This is a genomic window from Salinirubellus litoreus, from assembly GCF_037335815.1.
Taxonomy (GTDB): domain Archaea; phylum Halobacteriota; class Halobacteria; order Halobacteriales; family Haloarculaceae; genus Salinirubellus; species Salinirubellus litoreus.
Map to the genome: position 1 here is coordinate 1,271,466 of NZ_CP147841.1, position 16,786 is coordinate 1,288,251.

At 69.5% G+C, this 16,786-nt stretch carries 8 protein-coding genes and 3 pseudogenes; 1 reads left to right on the forward strand and 10 read right to left on the reverse strand.

What is annotated here, in order from left to right:
* The first annotated feature begins 10 nt into the window (after positions 1-10).
* On the forward strand, positions 11-1,021 hold the full coding sequence (locus WDJ58_RS06220) for an FxLYD domain-containing protein (RefSeq protein ID WP_338916778.1): 1,011 nt from the start codon (positions 11-13) through the stop codon (positions 1,019-1,021).
* A gap of 460 nt (positions 1,022-1,481) precedes the next feature.
* On the opposite strand, the gene WDJ58_RS06225 is transcribed toward WDJ58_RS06220, so the two are convergent.
* The 10 genes and pseudogenes from WDJ58_RS06225 to gltB form a co-directional block, all read right to left on the reverse strand.
* Positions 1,482-2,348, reverse strand: coding sequence for a DUF58 domain-containing protein (locus WDJ58_RS06225; RefSeq protein ID WP_338916779.1), 867 nt, complete (start codon positions 2,346-2,348; stop codon positions 1,482-1,484).
* 16 nt (positions 2,349-2,364) lie between these two features.
* Positions 2,365-2,820 (reverse strand): annotated as a pseudogene (locus WDJ58_RS26325) (AAA family ATPase); the annotation flags it as partial.
* Positions 2,821-2,832: 12 nt separating this feature from the next.
* Positions 2,833-4,575, reverse strand: a pseudogene (locus WDJ58_RS06230) (LAGLIDADG family homing endonuclease); the annotation flags it as partial.
* A gap of 24 nt (positions 4,576-4,599) precedes the next feature.
* Positions 4,600-5,157, reverse strand: a pseudogene (locus WDJ58_RS06235) (AAA family ATPase); the annotation flags it as partial.
* Positions 5,158-5,185: 28 nt separating this feature from the next.
* The gene (locus WDJ58_RS06240; RefSeq protein WP_338916780.1) at positions 5,186-6,025 is read right to left on the reverse strand and encodes a DUF7502 family protein; all 840 of its coding nucleotides are present in this window, start codon (positions 6,023-6,025) and stop codon (positions 5,186-5,188) included.
* Positions 6,026-6,028: 3 nt separating this feature from the next.
* The gene (locus WDJ58_RS06245; protein ID WP_338916781.1) at positions 6,029-6,724 is read right to left on the reverse strand and encodes a chromosome partitioning protein; all 696 of its coding nucleotides are present in this window, start codon (positions 6,722-6,724) and stop codon (positions 6,029-6,031) included.
* A gap of 60 nt (positions 6,725-6,784) precedes the next feature.
* Complete coding sequence (locus WDJ58_RS06250) at positions 6,785-9,202, reverse strand: VWA domain-containing protein (RefSeq protein WP_338916782.1); 2,418 nt, start codon at positions 9,200-9,202, stop codon at positions 6,785-6,787.
* Positions 9,202-11,007, reverse strand: coding sequence for a BatA domain-containing protein (locus tag WDJ58_RS06255; RefSeq protein WP_338916783.1), 1,806 nt, complete (start codon positions 11,005-11,007; stop codon positions 9,202-9,204). The genes WDJ58_RS06250 and WDJ58_RS06255 overlap by 1 nt, the downstream gene beginning before the upstream one ends.
* A 198-nt stretch (positions 11,008-11,205) precedes the next feature.
* Positions 11,206-11,781, reverse strand: a complete 576-nt coding sequence (locus WDJ58_RS06260) for a hypothetical protein (protein WP_338916784.1) — start codon at positions 11,779-11,781, stop codon at positions 11,206-11,208.
* A gap of 149 nt (positions 11,782-11,930) precedes the next feature.
* Positions 11,931-16,526: a glutamate synthase large subunit gene (gltB, locus tag WDJ58_RS06265; protein WP_338916785.1), complete on the reverse strand. Its 4,596-nt coding sequence runs from the start codon at positions 16,524-16,526 to the stop codon at positions 11,931-11,933.
* Positions 16,527-16,786: the final 260 nt, after the last annotated feature.

Consider the following 16,786-nt stretch of genomic DNA (forward strand, 5'->3'; position numbering starts at 1 on the left):
TCGCCCGGAGATGGCGACGCTCCCCGTCCCGAGCCAGATCGTCCTCGCGCTCGTCCTCCTTCCCGGGTACGTGCGGTTCCGTGTCGCCCTCTACTTCGCCCGGTACGCCGGCCCCGTCGACTGGTCCGAGTACGAGAAGGCCGCCCTGAGCCTCGTCGCGAGCGCGGGGCTCCTGGCGGGAACCGGCGTCGCCTTCCCGGGCGTCGTCGCCGTCCGTAGCGTCGACGGCGAACTCGCCGTCGTCACCGACGTCACCCTGGAGGGGTACGTCGCGCTCCTGGTCGTCGCGGTCCTCGTCGGCGGGGCGCTCGGTCACGGGCTCGTAGTGCTCTACGGCCGGGTGTACGGGCTGACGCGCCTCCGGGTCGATCCCCGGGAGTACCTGCTCCGGCGGCTGGAGGTGCCCGTCACGGCCCGCGTCGTGACCGACGACCGGGAGATCGTCGGCGGCGTGCGCTACACCGACAGCGAGGGGACGCCCGCGGTGATCAGCGGCCCGCGGCTCCTCACTACTCGCGATGGGGTGCCGTACCGCGAGTGGATGGGGCGGTACGCGTACGTCGACCCCGAGACCGTCGAGAGCGTCCACTTCGGCTCGCCGTTCGGGCCCGAGAGCGAGCGAGGTGGCCCCCTCGCCCGGGCGTGGCGGGACCTCCGATCGCGTCTCGGCTCCGGCGTCGAGACCGGAGCCGGGAGCGAAGCCGCTACCGCCGGGCTGGAGACCCCCGGGGGGCGCGAATCGACCCCGCCGGTGACCGTCTCGGAGGGGCCGCTCGACCGCGGGGCCGATCGCGTGGGCGTCCGGGGAGCGGTCCGGAACGAACTCGACGAGCGGATCGCGTTCGTCCAGGTCAGAGTCGAGTTCGAGGACGCCGACGGGGCGATCGTCGGGACGGCCGTCGACAGTTTCGAGCGGCTGGGCGGAGGGGACGCCTGGCGGTTCGAGGCGAGTTACGCGACCGACGACCCCGGGGAGGTCGCGTCGTACTCCGTCGGGTGGCACGCCGCCCCGTCGCTGTAGCCGGGTCGGACTACCTGAACCGAGGTGAGAGTCCTGCCCTTCAGGGCGGACGTGAATCGGACAACAGAGACGCAACCGCCGGTATTAACCCACCTGACAGTGTATTGGCGACAAGCTCAACGCGGAAAATTGGAGGTGGTTTGGCGTTCCTCCGTCATCAAAAACGCGAGCCTCCCGCGATTGAGCCTGCCCATCGTGGTATGAAGGGCAGGCAGGCCGATGGCACGGCCCGTATCCACCCACCGTCCAACCGTGGGGGGTCGGTCGATGCGGTATCGACCGCAGTGCAAGGAGATACCGCGTCCGACGTGGACGCGCAACTCGCCACACCGCGCACGCGGCTCACGCACCGTGTACGAACCCGGTACTCTCCACGCGGGGAGAGGAAGTTGCCTTCGGGGACGTGGGACCGGCCCGCTGTCCTGCGAGGGAAACCCCGCCGTTCATGGCGGGGAGGACGTCATTCCGCCCAGACCTGCCCGAAGGCCTCGAAGAACTCGGCGTCGGTCCCGAGGAGTTCGTGGCGGGCCCGGAGGGTTCTCGCGCGCGCGGCCACGTCGTCCACGTGCGCGTCGAGGCGCTGGCGGTAGCTCTCGCGCCGGCGGTTCCCGAGGTGCGTTCGGAGGGTGCGCTCCTCCTCGAGCCCCTCGACGACGGCGTCGCCCGAGACGGGGAGGTCCCGCTCGACGGGATCGATGACCCGCGCGAGGACGAGCTTGTTCCGCGCGAGCGCTTCGAGCCCCCGTTCGATCTCGTCGGCCGGTTCGAGGAAGTCGCTCGCCACCAGCACGAGCGAGCGCGAGCCGATGGTCGCGGCGTAGGACTCGAGCGCCCGCCCGAAGTCGGCGTCGCCGGCCGGTTCGATGGCGTTGAGCGTGTCGACCAGCCCGAGCACCTCCCCCCGGTTCGAGCGGCCGCGGTCGAGCCGGTCGTACGTCTCGTCGAACCGGACGAACCGGAAGTCGTTGTGCTCGCGGGCGACGAGGTAGGCGAAGCCCAGCCCCAGTTTGGCGGCGAACTCGAACTTCGTGGGGAGGCCCTCCTCGCCCGCGAAGTCCATCGACGCCGAGGAGTCGAGCAGGACGTGGACCGTGAGGTTGCGCTCGGCCTCGTACTCCTTGACGTAGAACTCGTCGGTGCGGGCGAACAGCTTCCAGTCGATCCGCCGGGTGTCGTCGCCCGGGGCGTACCGCCGGTAGTCCGCGAACGTGAGCCCCTCGCCGCGCTCGGCCGAGCGCTGCTCGCCCTGGAACTGCGAGGCGACGTTGCGCTTCTGCGAGCGGGCGTAGCGCTCGATCTCGTCGAGGAACCCCGGTTCGATGGTCATGGCCGGAGTGGTCGTCTCACAGCAGTTCCTCGACGGCGTCGTCGGAGGTCATCCCCTCGCGCTCGGCCCGGAAGTCGACGATGATCCGGTGGCGGAGCACTGGCTTTGCCATCGCCTCGATGTCGGCCTCGCTGACGTACGAGCGGCCCTCCAGGAGCGCACGGGCCTTCCCCGTCACGACGAGCGCCATGCTCGCCCGCGGGGAGGCCCCGTACTCGATGTGGTCCGCCTCGCGGGTCTCGCGGACGAGCCCCACGGCTCGGTCACGGATGTCCTCGGCGATCGGTACCTCGCGGGTGAGCTCCTGGGCCTCCCGGAGCTCCGCCCGGTCGAGCACGGTCTCGACGGGGATCGTCCGGTCGAGCCGCGAGGTGTAGCGGTCGACGACCTCGATCTCCTCCTCCAGCGAGGGATAGTCGACGAGGATCTTCAGCAGGAAGCGGTCGGACTGCGCCTCGGGCAACGCGTAGGTGTTGTGGTTGATGCCGCACGCGCCGAGCCCAGCGAGGTAGTTGTGGGTCTCCGGGACGCTCAGCCCAACGACCGGCCCCTCGTAGGGTTCGCGTTCGATGCTCGTCACCCGGTCGTAGAACACGTCGCCATCGACCAGTCCGCGGAGGTACTCGGTCAGCTCTGTGGCCTCGTCGATACGGTCGGTGTACTCCTCGACGACGTACGAGACGGCCTCGCGGGGTCGTTCCTCCGACTCGTAGGCGCTCCAGACTTGGTGTTTCGTCAGTCCAGATCCGTCGACGACGTCGGTCAGCGACAGGCCACACGCCCTCGCGGTGTCGCCGAGGTCGTCGACGATGCTCGTCCGGAGGTCCCGTCCTCGCCGGTCGGCGAGCGTCCGCTCGGCGTCCTCGAGGAACGACTCGAAGTGGCTCGTCGCCATCCGGTCGCGTCGTTCCCCGAGCCACCGGTAGGAGTTATACCAGTCCCGCTCGGAGAGCGGCGAGTCGTGTTTCATCCCGAGCCGGTCGACGACTCGATCGACGGGCTCGGCCGGAAGCGGGGTCGTTCGGTGAGCCGACTCGAACGCCTCGACGTCGGGCTCGTCCCCGCGCCACTCGAACCGGTCGAGGTACCGCGCGACGTCCTCGCCCTGTATCCGCACCTCGAAGCGGTCCTCGCGCTCGTACAGCCACGGGACGATGCCCTCCCCGAGGAGGAGATGAGCAACGAGGTTCGTCAGGGTGCGGTCGGTCTGGACGAACGTCACGCGACGCTGTTCCGCGTCGTAGTGGGACTCGGTGAGCAGGAACGTCTCGAGGAACGGACGCTTGAACGCCTCGGGGGCCGAGAGGAGTCGTTCGGGCTCGTGAAGGTGGTAGCGCTCGGCGAGGTAGTCGACGAACGGCTTCGAGTCGACCGTAGCCTCGCGTCCGGTGTCGTCCTCGCGGATGCGCACGTCGAGGCCGACGCGCTCGACGATGTCGATCCATCGGTCGAGGAGGTTGGGGAGGTTCTTCTGGCGTACGGCGACGCTCGAATCGGTTACGTGGCCCTCGGCGAGGACGAGGCCGAGGAGGAGACCCGCCTCCTCGTCCGTGAGCTCGTCATCGATTCGGTGTCTCGCGTGCGATTCGGTGTGATCGCCGCCTTCGACGTTGGCGCTACGGAGTGCCTCGTGGAGTGCCTCGCCGACACCGTTCTCCGTCCCGGAGAGGTAGGAGAGCACCCGATCGTAGCTGGTGCCCGCCCGGTCGGCCAGTTTCCGCTTCGTGAGCCCCGCTGCGATACGGAGGTCGTCGATCTCGTCGGACGAGAGCAGTTCGCCCTCGTCGAGTCGTTCGTCGAGTGCGGCGACCCGCTCGCGTCGAACGACGTGGTGGCCGTGCTCGGATTCGAGCCGCTCCATCGCTTTACCGTGGGACGGGAACGGCTCCGTCGGCAGGTCCATCTCTCGTGGCGCGACGAGGTGGTCGTCCTCGTCCAGTTCGCGGGCCTTCACCCACTGTATCGCCCCGGTCCGGTTGACGAGGAACGGGTGGTCGGCCGAGACCCGAATGGTCCGTCCGGTCTTCGTCTCGACGGTGTACGTCTCGCCCTCGTAGTCCACCTCGTAGACCATGCAGGGCGTTTCTCCGAGTTCGCCACCGGGACCGAGCGTCTGCGTCGTCCCGCCGACGTCGTACATCCGGGTGTCGTCGCTCTCGTGGACGAGTTCGCCGTGCTCGCGGGCGTGTTCCAGCGCGTCGCCGGCACGCCACAGCCGGCCGTCCATGTAGAGCGACTCGTCGGGATGGAGGCTCCCCTCCTGGTCGATCGGGTTCTGTGTCGCCAGGAGGAAGAACGGTTCGGGGAGCCGGTAGGTCTCGCCGGCGGCAGTCACCTGCTTCTCCTCCATCGCCTCGAGGAGAGCGGCCTGGGTCTTCGGCGTCGCGCGGTTGATCTCGTCGGCGAGGACGATGTTCGCGAAGATCGGCCCCTTCTCGAAGACGAAGTCCCGACCGCCCTCGCCCTCCCGGATGATCTCGGTCCCGGTGATGTCCGAGGGCATCAGGTCGGGCGTGTTCTGCACCCGCGAGAACGAGAGGTCGATGACGTTCGAGAGGGTGCGAACGGTGAGCGTCTTCGCCAGCCCCGGGTTCGATTCGAGGAGGGCGTTGCCATCACACAGCAGACAGATCAGCAGGTCGTCGAGGACCTCCCGCTGGCCGACGAGCCGCTTGCCGACCTGCTCGCGGACCTCCTCGAGTCGCTCCTGGAGGGTGTCGATGTCGATGTCCGTGGTTCGCGCCGCGGTGTCGCCGTCGTACTGTACGTCACTGCCGTCGGTCGGGGTCGTATCGGAGCGGTCGTTCATGCGTCTTCGTCGTCCTCTCGTCTGTCGTTCATGTCTCCTCGTTCTGGCGGATGCGGACGTTGTACTCGCGGATGATGTCGGCGTTCTCGACCTCGTCGGCGGGGGCGAACCCCGACTGCTGGGCGTCGTACGAGCCCGAGGCGGAGAATCCGCCGCCCTCGTAGGAGCGGTCCTGGGTCTCGCTGTCCTCCTCGCCGCCGGCCGAGCCGCCGATGACCGCGTCGAGATCGTCGTCACCGCCGTCGACGTCGGTCTCCTCGCCCAGGATCTCCTCGCCGTCCTCGAGCCCGCTGTAGTCGTCCTCGTCCCGGTCCTCGTTCCCGGTGTCGAGGTCCTCTGGGCCGCCCGTCAGGTCGATCCCGACGACGCTCGCCTGGACCGTCGCCGCCGAGAGGACGATCACGAGGACGACGCCGCCGGCCACCCGGCGGGTCGAGACGAGGTCGGCGCTGGACGCCCGGCGGAGCCCCGCGAGGACGTCCTCGTAGAGGCGGGCGGCGACGCGGGTCTCGGAGCCGGCCCGGGCGGCGTCCCGGGCCGTCCGGAGCGCCTCGCGGACTTCCGGATTGACCTCCTCGAACCGCTCGACGAGCGGCACGCGGACCCGGATGACGAACTCGACGACGCCCACGAGGAGGCCCACCCCGGCGGCGATGGCCTGGGGGGTGTACTCCGGGCCGGGGAGGTCGAGGCCGAGGACCGTCAGCCCGAGGTTGACCGCGAGCGTGACGACCGCGAGGTCGACGACGGCCTGGATCGCGGCCGCCTTGTACCCCTCGCGCCGGACCCGGCCGACGGCCCGTTCGACCCGCTCGCGGGCCTCGCCGACCGGGAGGCGCTCGTCGGTCGTCCGACTACCCTCCGCCACGGTTCAGGGCCTCCTCGACGGCTGGGGCTCGTCCCGCGAGGACGAAGACGAGGACGAGGAGCGTGCCTCCTCCAGCTGCTGTTCGAGCTGCTCGATCCGGTTCTCCTGATCGCTTACGGTCTGCTGGAGCGACTCGATCTGGTTCTCCTGTGCGGTGACGGTCCGGCGGAGCTCCGTGTTCTCGTCCTCGAGCTGGTTCACCTCCTCCTCCAGTTCGGCCACCTCCTCCTCGAGGTCCTCGCGCTGCTGTTCGAGGGTGTCGACCTGGTTCCGGAGCCGGTTCCGCTCCTGTTGGAGCTGGTTTACGTCCTGCTCCAGGCGGTCGCGCTCCTGTCTCGCCTGCTGGAGCTCCCCGCGTGCGGTCTGGAGCGAGTCCTGCGTCTCGGCGAGTTCGCTCTCCGCCTGACTGAGCTGCTGTTCGGTCTCCCGGAGGTCCTCCGTGACCTGCTGGAGGTCCCGCTGTCGGGTCTCTATGCTCTCGTTCACCTGCTCGAGCTCGTTGCGCGCACTCCGTAGCTCCGAGCGGGTCTCGGAGAGGTCCTCCCGGAGCTGCTGGTTCTGCGTGCGCAGCTGATCGTTCTGCTGGCGCATGTCCGACACCGACTCCTGGTAGAACATCGTCGCGCCGGCCGTCCCGGCGACGCTGACGGCGATGAGCAACACGAGCGCGAGGTTGATGCTGCTTCCGATGAGTTTCATTGTGGGTCTCCAGTTCCCGGACGGACATACTTCTTGTCCGTGCGGCCGCAGTCGACTGTCTCAGTCGTTCTCACTCTCCACCCCCCTCCCGGTCCGCGTGGTCGCCCGACGCCCGCTCGCGCGCCGGTAGGCCCCGAGCCGGCGCGCGACGACCTCGAGCAGGAACACGATCAGCGCGGCCGTCAACAGGACCCACCCCCACTCCTGCCTGACGTCGCGGGTGCTGATGGCCCGCTGGGTGACGACCTCGGCGATCCGTTCGGCCTCGCCCGACAGGAACCGCTCGCCCCCGGTCATCCGTGCGAGCGACGCCAGTCCCCCGGCGGGGCCGAGCGGCGCGTACTCGTCGGGGTAGTTCACCGCGTAGGTGGTGTTCACCACCGTCTCGAACCCGGTCCTGGTCGGCGTCACCGTCGTCTCGTAGGTCCGGGGGCCGACCTGGCGGAACGTCGGCGGACCCGCCGGGCGATCCTCGCCGACGTACTGGATCCGGGTGGGCTGGCCGACGCGGGTGTCCGGCGCGGAGACTACCCCGGTCGCGCCCCGCTCGGGGTCGCCGATGGCCCAGTTGACCGACTTCGTGAGCAGCAGCGAGTCCGGCTCCTGGAGCAGGCCGTCGAGCGTCCCGTCGTTTCCGTAGGCGGTGATCGAGACCACGCGGCCGAGCCCGTAGCGCCACTGGGCGATCGCGGGCGTCCCGTCGCCGGCGGCGACGAGGAAGTCCGCGCCCGGCCGCACGCTCACGTCGTGGACCAGCGGCGGGTTCGCGGTCGTCTCCACGCCGGCGGTGATGAAGTGATTCCGGTCGACGATGGTGAGTTTGTCCGAGGCGAACGTCCGGGAGTCACCGCCGAACAGCAGCCGCAGGCGGTCGGTCTCGTCCGCCCGGAGGAACTGCCCGCCGGTCACGCCCGCGACCTCCGTGAGCAGTTCGTCGTTCACGGGGTTGCCGACGCCGACGGTGATGACCTGGGTGCCCCGCGCGCCGAGCCGCCGCGCGGCCTGGACGGCGGTGCTCCCGCGGTCGTTCCCGTCGCTGATGACGATGACCGTCCCGGGGCCGGAGAGCAGGTCCGAGGCCCCCCGGAGCCCCACGCCGAGGTCCGTCCCGCCGCGGCTGTTCAGCCGCCTGATCTTCGACTGGAGCTGCGATCGGTTCCCCCCGAGCTCGACGACGTCCTGCACCCTGAACGCGCGGGTGTTGAACCCGACGATGCCGACCTCGTTCTCGTCGCCGAGCTGTTCGAGGACGTCGAGTGCGATCGACTTCTGGACCCGCATCCCCGACTGGGCGCTCGATGAGATGTCGACCAGCAGGGTGATGCGGGCTGTCCGGCCGCCTCCCTCGCCGAACGAGACCGGGAGCGTCGAGGCCAGCGCGGAGCTCTGGTAGCCGCCGCGCTCGTAGGCGCTCGGCCCGCCCGCGACGACCAGGCCCGTCCCGTTGATGACCGCCTGCTGGAGCGCCGAGACGTTCCCCAGCGCCAGGTTCGGCACGTTCTGGAGCACGACCGTCTGGTACGGCGAGAGGTCCGACGGGATCGAGTCCGCACGCTCGACGTCGTAGAGCCGCTCCAGGAGGTCACCGAACGGGTACTCCCCGCGGGCGACGTAGAGCACCCTCGGCTTCGGGACCACCCGGACGGACTTGTAGTAGACGTCGTTGGCTCCGAATCGGTCGTCGCTCTCGAGCCGAACCGTGAGTTCGTGGCTGCCGATCTCCGAGAAGGTGTAGGTGAACTCGTAGGCCCCCTCACCCGCCACCTCCCCGGTCGCGATGGGTGTCCCGTCCGCCGAGACCGTGACGGTCGCGGAGCCGTTCCCGATCCCCGCGCCGCCGACCCTGACGAGGAAGGCGTTCTGGACGCCCACGCTCGTCTTCGCCGGCCCCGCGAGGCTGACGTATCGCTCGGGCGAGCGGACCGAGAGATCGAGCGTGTGGACCGTCGCGTTCGCGCTCCGGGCGATCTCGGCGGCCTCGTCGAGCGAGCGTCCGCCGGTCACCCGCCCGTCGGAGACCAGCAGCACGGACGACCCGCGGTCGACGTTCGCGACGACGGCGTCGCCGATGCGGGAGGTGTTCTCCGAGGCGATCACCGACCTCGTCACCGGGACGCCCTCCGCCTCGATGTCGCTGGCGAGGTCGGCCGGGTCCGCGCCCGTCACCCCCATCGACCTCGACTCGTCGACGAGCATCTGGACCTGCGGGTCGCCCGGCGTCGTCCGAGAGACGACGGTGTACGGTCCCGCCGCGGCGAGCACCAGACAGATCACGACGACGACCCGGGTGGTGAACAGGAGGACGCGACGGCGGCGCGGCCAGTCGCCGCCCGACCCCCGGAACCGGAAGGTGAGCCAGGCGGCGAGCGCGAGCGCGACCGGGAGCGCGAGGAGGACCCCCGGGAGTTCGACCCCGACGGTCACCCCGCGAACGGTGGTCTCGAACGACGACCAGAGGTCCGAGAGCGCGACCGCCATCAGAGGTCACCCCGCCACCGCAGGTACGACAGTTCGGCGAGGACGAACAGCAGCGCCCCGCTCGCGGCGAGCGGCGAGAAGTCGAGCGGCCTCGGGACCTCCTCCTCGCGCTCCTGGACCATCCCACCCGGACCGGTCGAGAGCGCCGGGGCCGAGACGTTCGACTCGGACTCGCTGAGCAGCGACGCGCCCACCCGACGCTCGCCGTAGCTGTAGAACCCCGTCTCGGTCAGGACGAGCGTCCCGGACTCGGGCGTCACGCTCCCCGCCGGCGTCTCGACGGTCGTCCCGTTCGGGACCGGCAGGCGTGCCCCCGTCTCGTAGTTGGTCGCCGGGAGCGGCTCGCGTCCCGCCGCCTCGTAGACCGCCCGCTTCCAGAACACCGGATACTGGTAGTGGAACTGGAACGCCGAGTCGTCCTGGAGGTAGCCGTAGTAGAGCAGCCGCCCCTCGCCGAGCGGCGCGCGGGCGATGAACGGCGAGCCGTCCGCGGTGACGATCGCCTCGGCGTCCCGTTTCAGCTCGGCCCGCTGGTACACCTGCGGCGGCGGGAGCTGGATCCCCCGGACCAGCGGGTCGCTGTCGACCCGAAGCGAGGGGTTGGTCGCGGTGCCGTTCGGCTCCACCGCGAGCAGTCGGCCGTAGCTGATCGAGCCCAGGTTCCCCTGCGCGCCGACGATGACGCCCCCGCCGTTCCCGGCGATCTCGACCGCCCGGTCCCGCGTCGACTGGAGCAGGCGGTCCCCGTCCACGCCCGAGAAGATCACCACGTCGTAGGACCGGCTGATGGTCGTCGGCGGGTTGTCGACCGTCAGGTCCACCTCGTCGAGCACCTCCAGGGCCGTCCGCAGGTACCGGTTCTCCTCGTTCGTGAGCAGGAGCACCCGTATCTGGGCCTCCCCGGGGCCGGCGACGTGGAGCCGGTCGTCGACGGGGAAGCTATCGCCGGGCGAGAGGCGCACCTCGCTGTTGCCCGTCGGCACCGGGAGCGTCGCGGTCCCGACGTCGCCCGGCTGGAGCGTGAGCCGTTCGCGCTCGCCCCCCAGGCTCACCGTCCGCTCGACCTCGCTCTCCCCGTAGTTCTTCACCGAGACCGTGACGTCCGTCCGCCCGTACTCGGCGGCGATGAGGCCGACGTTGTCGACCCGCCCGCCGACCTGCCTGACGTCGACGGTGTAGCCGCGCCCCCGGACGGTCTCGACGGCGGTCCGCCAGGCGTCCGAGCCGGCGAAGTCCGAGGCGACGACGATACGCGCCTCCTGGTCGCCGACGGCGGCCGCCGCCGTGATCGCGGCCGCGAGGTCCCCGTCGACGTCCGTGACGCCGGCCTCGTCGATGGCGGCCGTGGCGTCGTCGCTGCTCCCGCGTCTGAGCACCACCTCCGGGCTCTCCCTGGCGACTACGACCGAGGTCGTCCCCGTGACGACCTCCTGTGCGATGGCCTTCGCGCGGGCGAACCGTGTCCCACCGTCGGCGTCGCCGATCGTCATGCTCGCGCTCGCGTCGAGGACTACGACCGTCTCCTCGACCGTCTCGGTGCCGCTGACGGTGACGTACGGCGAGGCGAGCGCGAGCGCCACCGCGACGATGACGAGCGCCTGGATCAACAGCAGGAGGTTCCGCCGGAGCTTCTCGAGGGCGGGGCTGTCCGTGCCGGCCTCGTCGCCCGACTCGAGGAACTCCAGGGTCGGCAACCGGAGCCGGGTCGGCTCCGGCCGCACTAGGTAGAGGAGGGCGAGCGGGACGAGGGCGGCGAGGGCGGCGAGGCCCAGCGGGGTGAGGAAGACGTCCGCGAGTCCTGCCATCATTCGGTCCAGCGTGTGGGTGGATAAGGGTCTTTCCACCGTCGTCCGCGTTAGGCCGGGCGTAAGTCACCCCCTCGGACACCCGCCCCACTCGATCCGTCGTGGGCGACCGGACCACCGGGTGCGGTGACGACCTCGCCACGGTGTTCCGGGCGCTACGTCCGGGCCCCTCGGGAGGTGTCGTCGACGGCTACGGGCTCACGACTTCGGGACGCAGACCGTGCCGTTGGCCTCCGCGGTGAACGCGCCGTTCTCGTCGGTGTCCCCCCAGAAGAACAGGATCCCGGTCGCTCCCTCCCACCGGCCCGTTCCATCGGTGACCCGTCCCCGGCTGGTGAACTCGCCGTCGGAAGCCAGGTCGGAGTCGAAGATCCCCACGTCCTGTAGCGTCAGGGTCCCCCAATTGGTGGCTATCTCGAACACACCCCTGTAGGAGACGGTGTCGGAGGGTACTGTAGACAGCCCCGCCGACGGCACGAGTTCCTCGATGGCGAGGGCGGTTGAGCCGTTGAGCGGGCCCGCGCCCCTGAGGATCCCCTCGGTACTCGGAAGCGACTCGGGCGTCGGGGGCGGGAGTATCCGGCCGGCTATCTTGCCGCCGTTGATCGTGAAACACCGCTCGTCCGGTGCGGCACGGCCGGGAGAACTCGCTATTGCTCCCACCGTTCCCAGCCCGAGCAGGCCGAGCGCGGTCCGCCGCGAGAGCCCGCCGGGGCGGTCCGTTCGTGCGTCGGTGTCGGTGTCGGTCGTCTCGCCGAATGTGCGTGTTTCCATCGGAACTACCCGAGGATAATTATAGCTATTAACTATTAAATTAATACGTTCGTCCGTCGACCCTGCGCGACGGTGTTCCCGGGCGAGGACGCCCCGGCGGTGAAGGTGAGCGCGGCGTTTCCGAACGCCGATCCGATCGGTCGCTGTCCTCAGTCGTCGGTCGAGACGACGCCCTGGTCCTCGGAGCCGGCCGCGCCGGCCGCACCGGCGGCGTCGGGGAGTCGGTTGCGGACGTCGGCCTCCTCGCGCTCGGCGATGACCTCCGCGTAGGCGTCGGGCATCACCTTCACGAACTTCCCGAGCTCCTCCTCCCAGTGCTCGAGGACGTAGTTCCCGCGGTCCGAGTCGGTGTGGGCGACGTGGTTCTCGACCAGCCGGCGGAGCATCCGGCGGTCCTTCTCGTCGAGGTCACGCGAGGTCGAGACCATCCCGTGGTTGACCTTCGACTCGAAGTCGCCCTCGCGGTCGAGCACGTAGGCCACCCCACCACTCATCCCGGCGGCGAAGTTCTTGCCCGTCTCGCCGAGGACGGCCACACAGCCGCCGGTCATGTACTCACAGCCGTGGTCGCCGACGCTCTCGACGACCGCCTTCACGCCGGAGTTCCGGACCGCGAAGCGCTCGCCGGCCATCCCGTTGACGTAGAGCTCGCCGCCGGTCGCGCCGTAGAGCGCGACGTTGCCGACGACGATGTTCTTCTCGGCCTCGTAGGGGGCGTTCTCCGGCGTCTCGACGACGATCCTGCCCCCGGAGAGCCCCTTGCCGAGGTAGTCGTTGCCCGAGCCGGTGAGCTCCATCGTCACGCCGGGGGCGAGGAACGCGCCGAACGACTGGCCGGCGACGCCCTCGAAGTCCACGCGGATGGTGTCGTCGGCGAGACCGGCCTCGCCGCGTGCCTGCGAGATGCGGTTCGAGAGCGTCGCGCCGACCGCGCGGTGCCGGTTGTCGATCTCCATGTCGAGCGAGATCGGCTCGCCGCGCTCGATCGACCCCGCCTCCTCCACCGCGTCGAGTATCTCCCAGTCGAGCTGCTCGTCGACGTCGTGGGTCTGGGGGTCGACCTTCGTCCGGGCCTCGCCGGCCAGCGGCGCGATGACCGCCGAGAGGTCGAGCTTCCTCGCCTTGGGGTGCTCGACGTCGTCGCGCTGGCGGAGACACTCGACCCGTCCGATCATCTCCTCGACGGTCGTGAAGCCGAGCTCGGCCATGATCTCCCGGAGCTCCTGGGCCATGAACGTCATGTAGTTGATGACGTGCTCGGGCTGGCCGGGGAACCGCTCTCTGAGGTCCTCGCGCTGGGTGGCCACGCCCACGGGACAGGTGTTCTCGTGGCACTGGCGGGCCATCACACAGCCCGAGGTGACGAGCGAGGCGGTGCCGAAGACGTACTCCTCCGCGCCCAGCAGCGCGGCGATGGCGACGTCGCGGCCCGTCTTCAGCCCGCCGTCGGTGCTCACCTTGATGCGCGAGCGCAGACCCGTCGCACAGAGCATCTGGTTGGCCTCGGCGAGACCGAGCTCCCACGGCAGGCCGGCGTTCTTGATGCTGGTCTTGGGCGAGGCACCCGTCCCGCCGGAGTGTCCCGAGATGTGGACCGCGTCGGCGTTGGCCTTGGCGACGCCGGCCGCGATGGTGCCGATGCCGGCCTCGCTCACGAGCTTGACGTTGATGTCCGCGTCGGGGTTGCCCGCCTTCAGGTCGTGGATGAGCTGTTTCAGGTCCTCGATCGAGTAGATGTCGTGGAGCGGCGGCGGCGAGATGAGCCCGACGCCGGGCGTCGAGTAGCGGACGTGGGCGATCATCTCGTTGACCTTCTTCCCGGGGAGGTGCCCGCCCTCGCCGGGCTTGCTCCCCTGGGCCATCTTGATCTGCAGTTCGTCGGCGTTCGTCAGGTAGTTCGAGGTGACGCCGAACCGCCCGGAGGCGACCTGTTTCACCGAGGAGTTCTTCTCCGTCCCGAACCGTTCCGGTGGTTCGCCGCCCTCGCCGGTGTTGGCCTTCCCGCCGAGCCGGTTCATCGCGATGGCGTTGTTCTCGTGGGCCTCCGGCGAGAGGCTCCCGAGGCTCATCGCCGCCGTCGAGAACCGCTCGACGATGGACTCGACCGGCTCGACGTCCTGGACCCTGACTGGATCCCGATCGGAGACGAACTCCAGCAGCCCCCGCAGGCTCTGGAGGTTCTCCGTCTGGTCGTTCATCATCTCCGCGAAGTCCCCGTACCGCTCGTAGTCGCCCGTGCGGACCGCCTGCTGGAGCGTCCCCACCGACTTGGGGTTCCACTCGTGGAACATCCCGTTCGAGCGGTGCTCGTACTCGCCCTGGTGTTCGAGGGTGACGTCCTCGTCGAAGGCGACCTCGTGGCGGCGCTCGAGATCGGTTTCGAGGTCGCCGATGTCGATCCCCTCCGTCCTCGCGGTGGTCCCCTCGAAGTACTCGGAGACGAGCTCCGAGGAGAGGCCCACGGCCTCGAATATCTGGGCCCCCTGGTAGGACTCCACGGTCGAGATGCCCATCTTCGCCATCGTCTTGAGGAGGCCGTCCTCGACCGCTCCCACGTAGGAGTCGATGGCCTCCTCGACGTCCGCGCCGTCCGGCCCGGCGACGATGTCGGCGATGGACTGGTAGGCGAGGTAGGGGTTGATCGCTCCCGCGCCGTAGCCCACGAGCGTCGCGAAGTGGTGGACCGCACGCGGGTCGCCCGACTCGAGGACGAGTCCGACGTGGTTGCGCAGGCCGTTCCGGACGAGGTGGTGGTGTACCCCACCGACGGCGAGCAGCGAGGGGACGGGCACCCGATCTTCGCCGGCGTTCCGATCCGAGAGCACGAGGATGTCGTGTTCGTGGGCGGCCTCGGTCGCGTCGGCCCGCACCCGGCGAACCGCGTCCTCGAGCGTCGGGACCTCCTCGGGATCGTAGGTGATGTCGACGACGGCCGTCGAGAGCCCGGTAGAGCCGTCGAGGTCCTTGATCGCCGCGGTTTCGGCGTCGGTCAGGACGGGCGAGTCACACACCAGCTGGCGGGCGTGTTCCGGCGTCTCGCCGAGCAGGTTCCCCTGGGGGCCGAGCCGGGTCTCCATCGACGTGACGAGCTCCTCGCGGATGTAGTCGATCGGCGGGTTCGACACCTGCGCGAACAGCTGCTTGAAGTAGGTAAAGAGTGGGCGGTTGAACTGCGACAGGACGGACAGCGGCGTGTCGTCGCCCATCGAGCCCACCGGGTCCTTCCCCTGCTCGACCATCGGCTCGATGAGGTGGTTCATCTCGTCCTGGGTGTAGCCGTACAGCGCCTGGTGCGAGCGGAGCCCGCCCACCTCCTCGTGGGGCGTCCGATCGGTACCGTCGTCGAGGTCGCCGAGCGAGACCTGGTTCCCGCGGACCCACTCGCCGTACTTCGAATCGAGCAGGCCCTCGAACACCTCATCGTCGGGCACGATGCGGCCCTCCTCGGGGTCGACGAGGAAGAGCTGTCCCGGCTGGAGCCGGCCGCGCTCGACGATCTCGGCGGGGTCGTGGTCGAGCGCGCCGGCCTCGCTCGCCATCACGAGCGTGCCCTCCTCGAGGACGTCGTACCGGCAGGGTCGTAGCCCGTTCCGGTCGAGGACGGCTCCGATGCGGTCGCCGTCCGTGGCCGCGACCAGCGCGGGGCCATCCCACGGTTCGACCAGCGAGGCGTGGTAGTCGTACCACTCCTGGCGCTCCTCGCTCACCCGGTTCTCGGGCTTGCGCCACGCCTCGGGGATGAGCATCCGGAGCGCGTGGGGCAGGTCGCGGCCGCCCTTCATCAGCAGTTCGAGCGCGTTGTCGACGCTCGCCGTGTCGGACTGCTCGGGGTCGTCGATGATCGGCTTGACCGTCTCGATATCGGAGCCGAAGTCGGGGTGGGCGATGTCGGTCTCCCGGGCCCGCATCCAGTTGATGTTCCCCTGGATGGTGTTGAACTCGCCGTTGTGGATGATGGTCCGGTAGGGGTGGGCGAGGTGCCACGCGCCGAGCGTGTTCGTCGAGAACCGGGCGTGGACCATCGCGAACGTCGTCTCCATCCGCTCGTCGGTGAGTTCCGGGAAGTAACGTGGGAGCTGATCGGCCTTCAGCAGCCCCTTGTAGACGACGGTCTTGCGGTCGAGCGAGCAGACGTAGAAGCGCTCGCCGCCCGAGATCCCCTCCTCGTCGATCCGGTTCTCGACGTCCCGTCGCGCGACGTAGAGCGCCCGGTCGAACGCCTCCGCGTCCATCCTCTCCTCATCCTCCGCTCCTCCCTTCGAGAGCCCGCCCTCCGGACGGACGAAGACCTGGGCGACGCGGGGTTCCGACTCCCGGGCCGTCCGGCCGATGTCGGCGGCCTCCGCGTCGGTGGGGACGTCCCGCCAGTGGAACGCCTCGAGCCCGTGCTCGGCGAACGCCGACTCGAAGACCCGCCGCAGTCGCTCGCCCGCCTCGCGGTCCTGGGGGAGAAACAGCGTCCCGACGGCGTACGCCCGGGCCGGCGGGAGGTCGACGTCGAGCTCCTCGGCGAAGAACCGATGTGGGGTCTGGAGCAGCACTCCGGCGCCGTCACCGGTGTTCCGCTCCGCCCCGGTCGTCCCCCGGTGTTCGAGGTTCTCGAGCAGTTCCAGTCCGTCCGCGAGCACGTCGTGGCCGCCGTCACCGTCGAGGTCGTAGACGACCCCTACGCCACAGGACCCGCGGTAGTCGTCCGGCGACGCGAGCCCGGCTACGCCCGCGTCGGCGTCCCTTCGGTCTGACATACCACGATCTAGCCACAGGCTTCTTATGAGGCTTCGCTTCAAGGACTAATGGTTCATAAAACGCAACTTAGGCTATTAATACAGAATGAGGTCTCCACAGGGGGGTAAACGACCGTCCAGTGGGAGCACGACTCGTGGCCTGTTTGATTGTTTAACCCGCTCGAGTACACCTGAGGTTACCGATTCCGGCGGTATTTGACAGGATTCCTCATCGGATGGTCCGAATCCTGACGGTCCGAAACAGTGTACTCACGATAGAC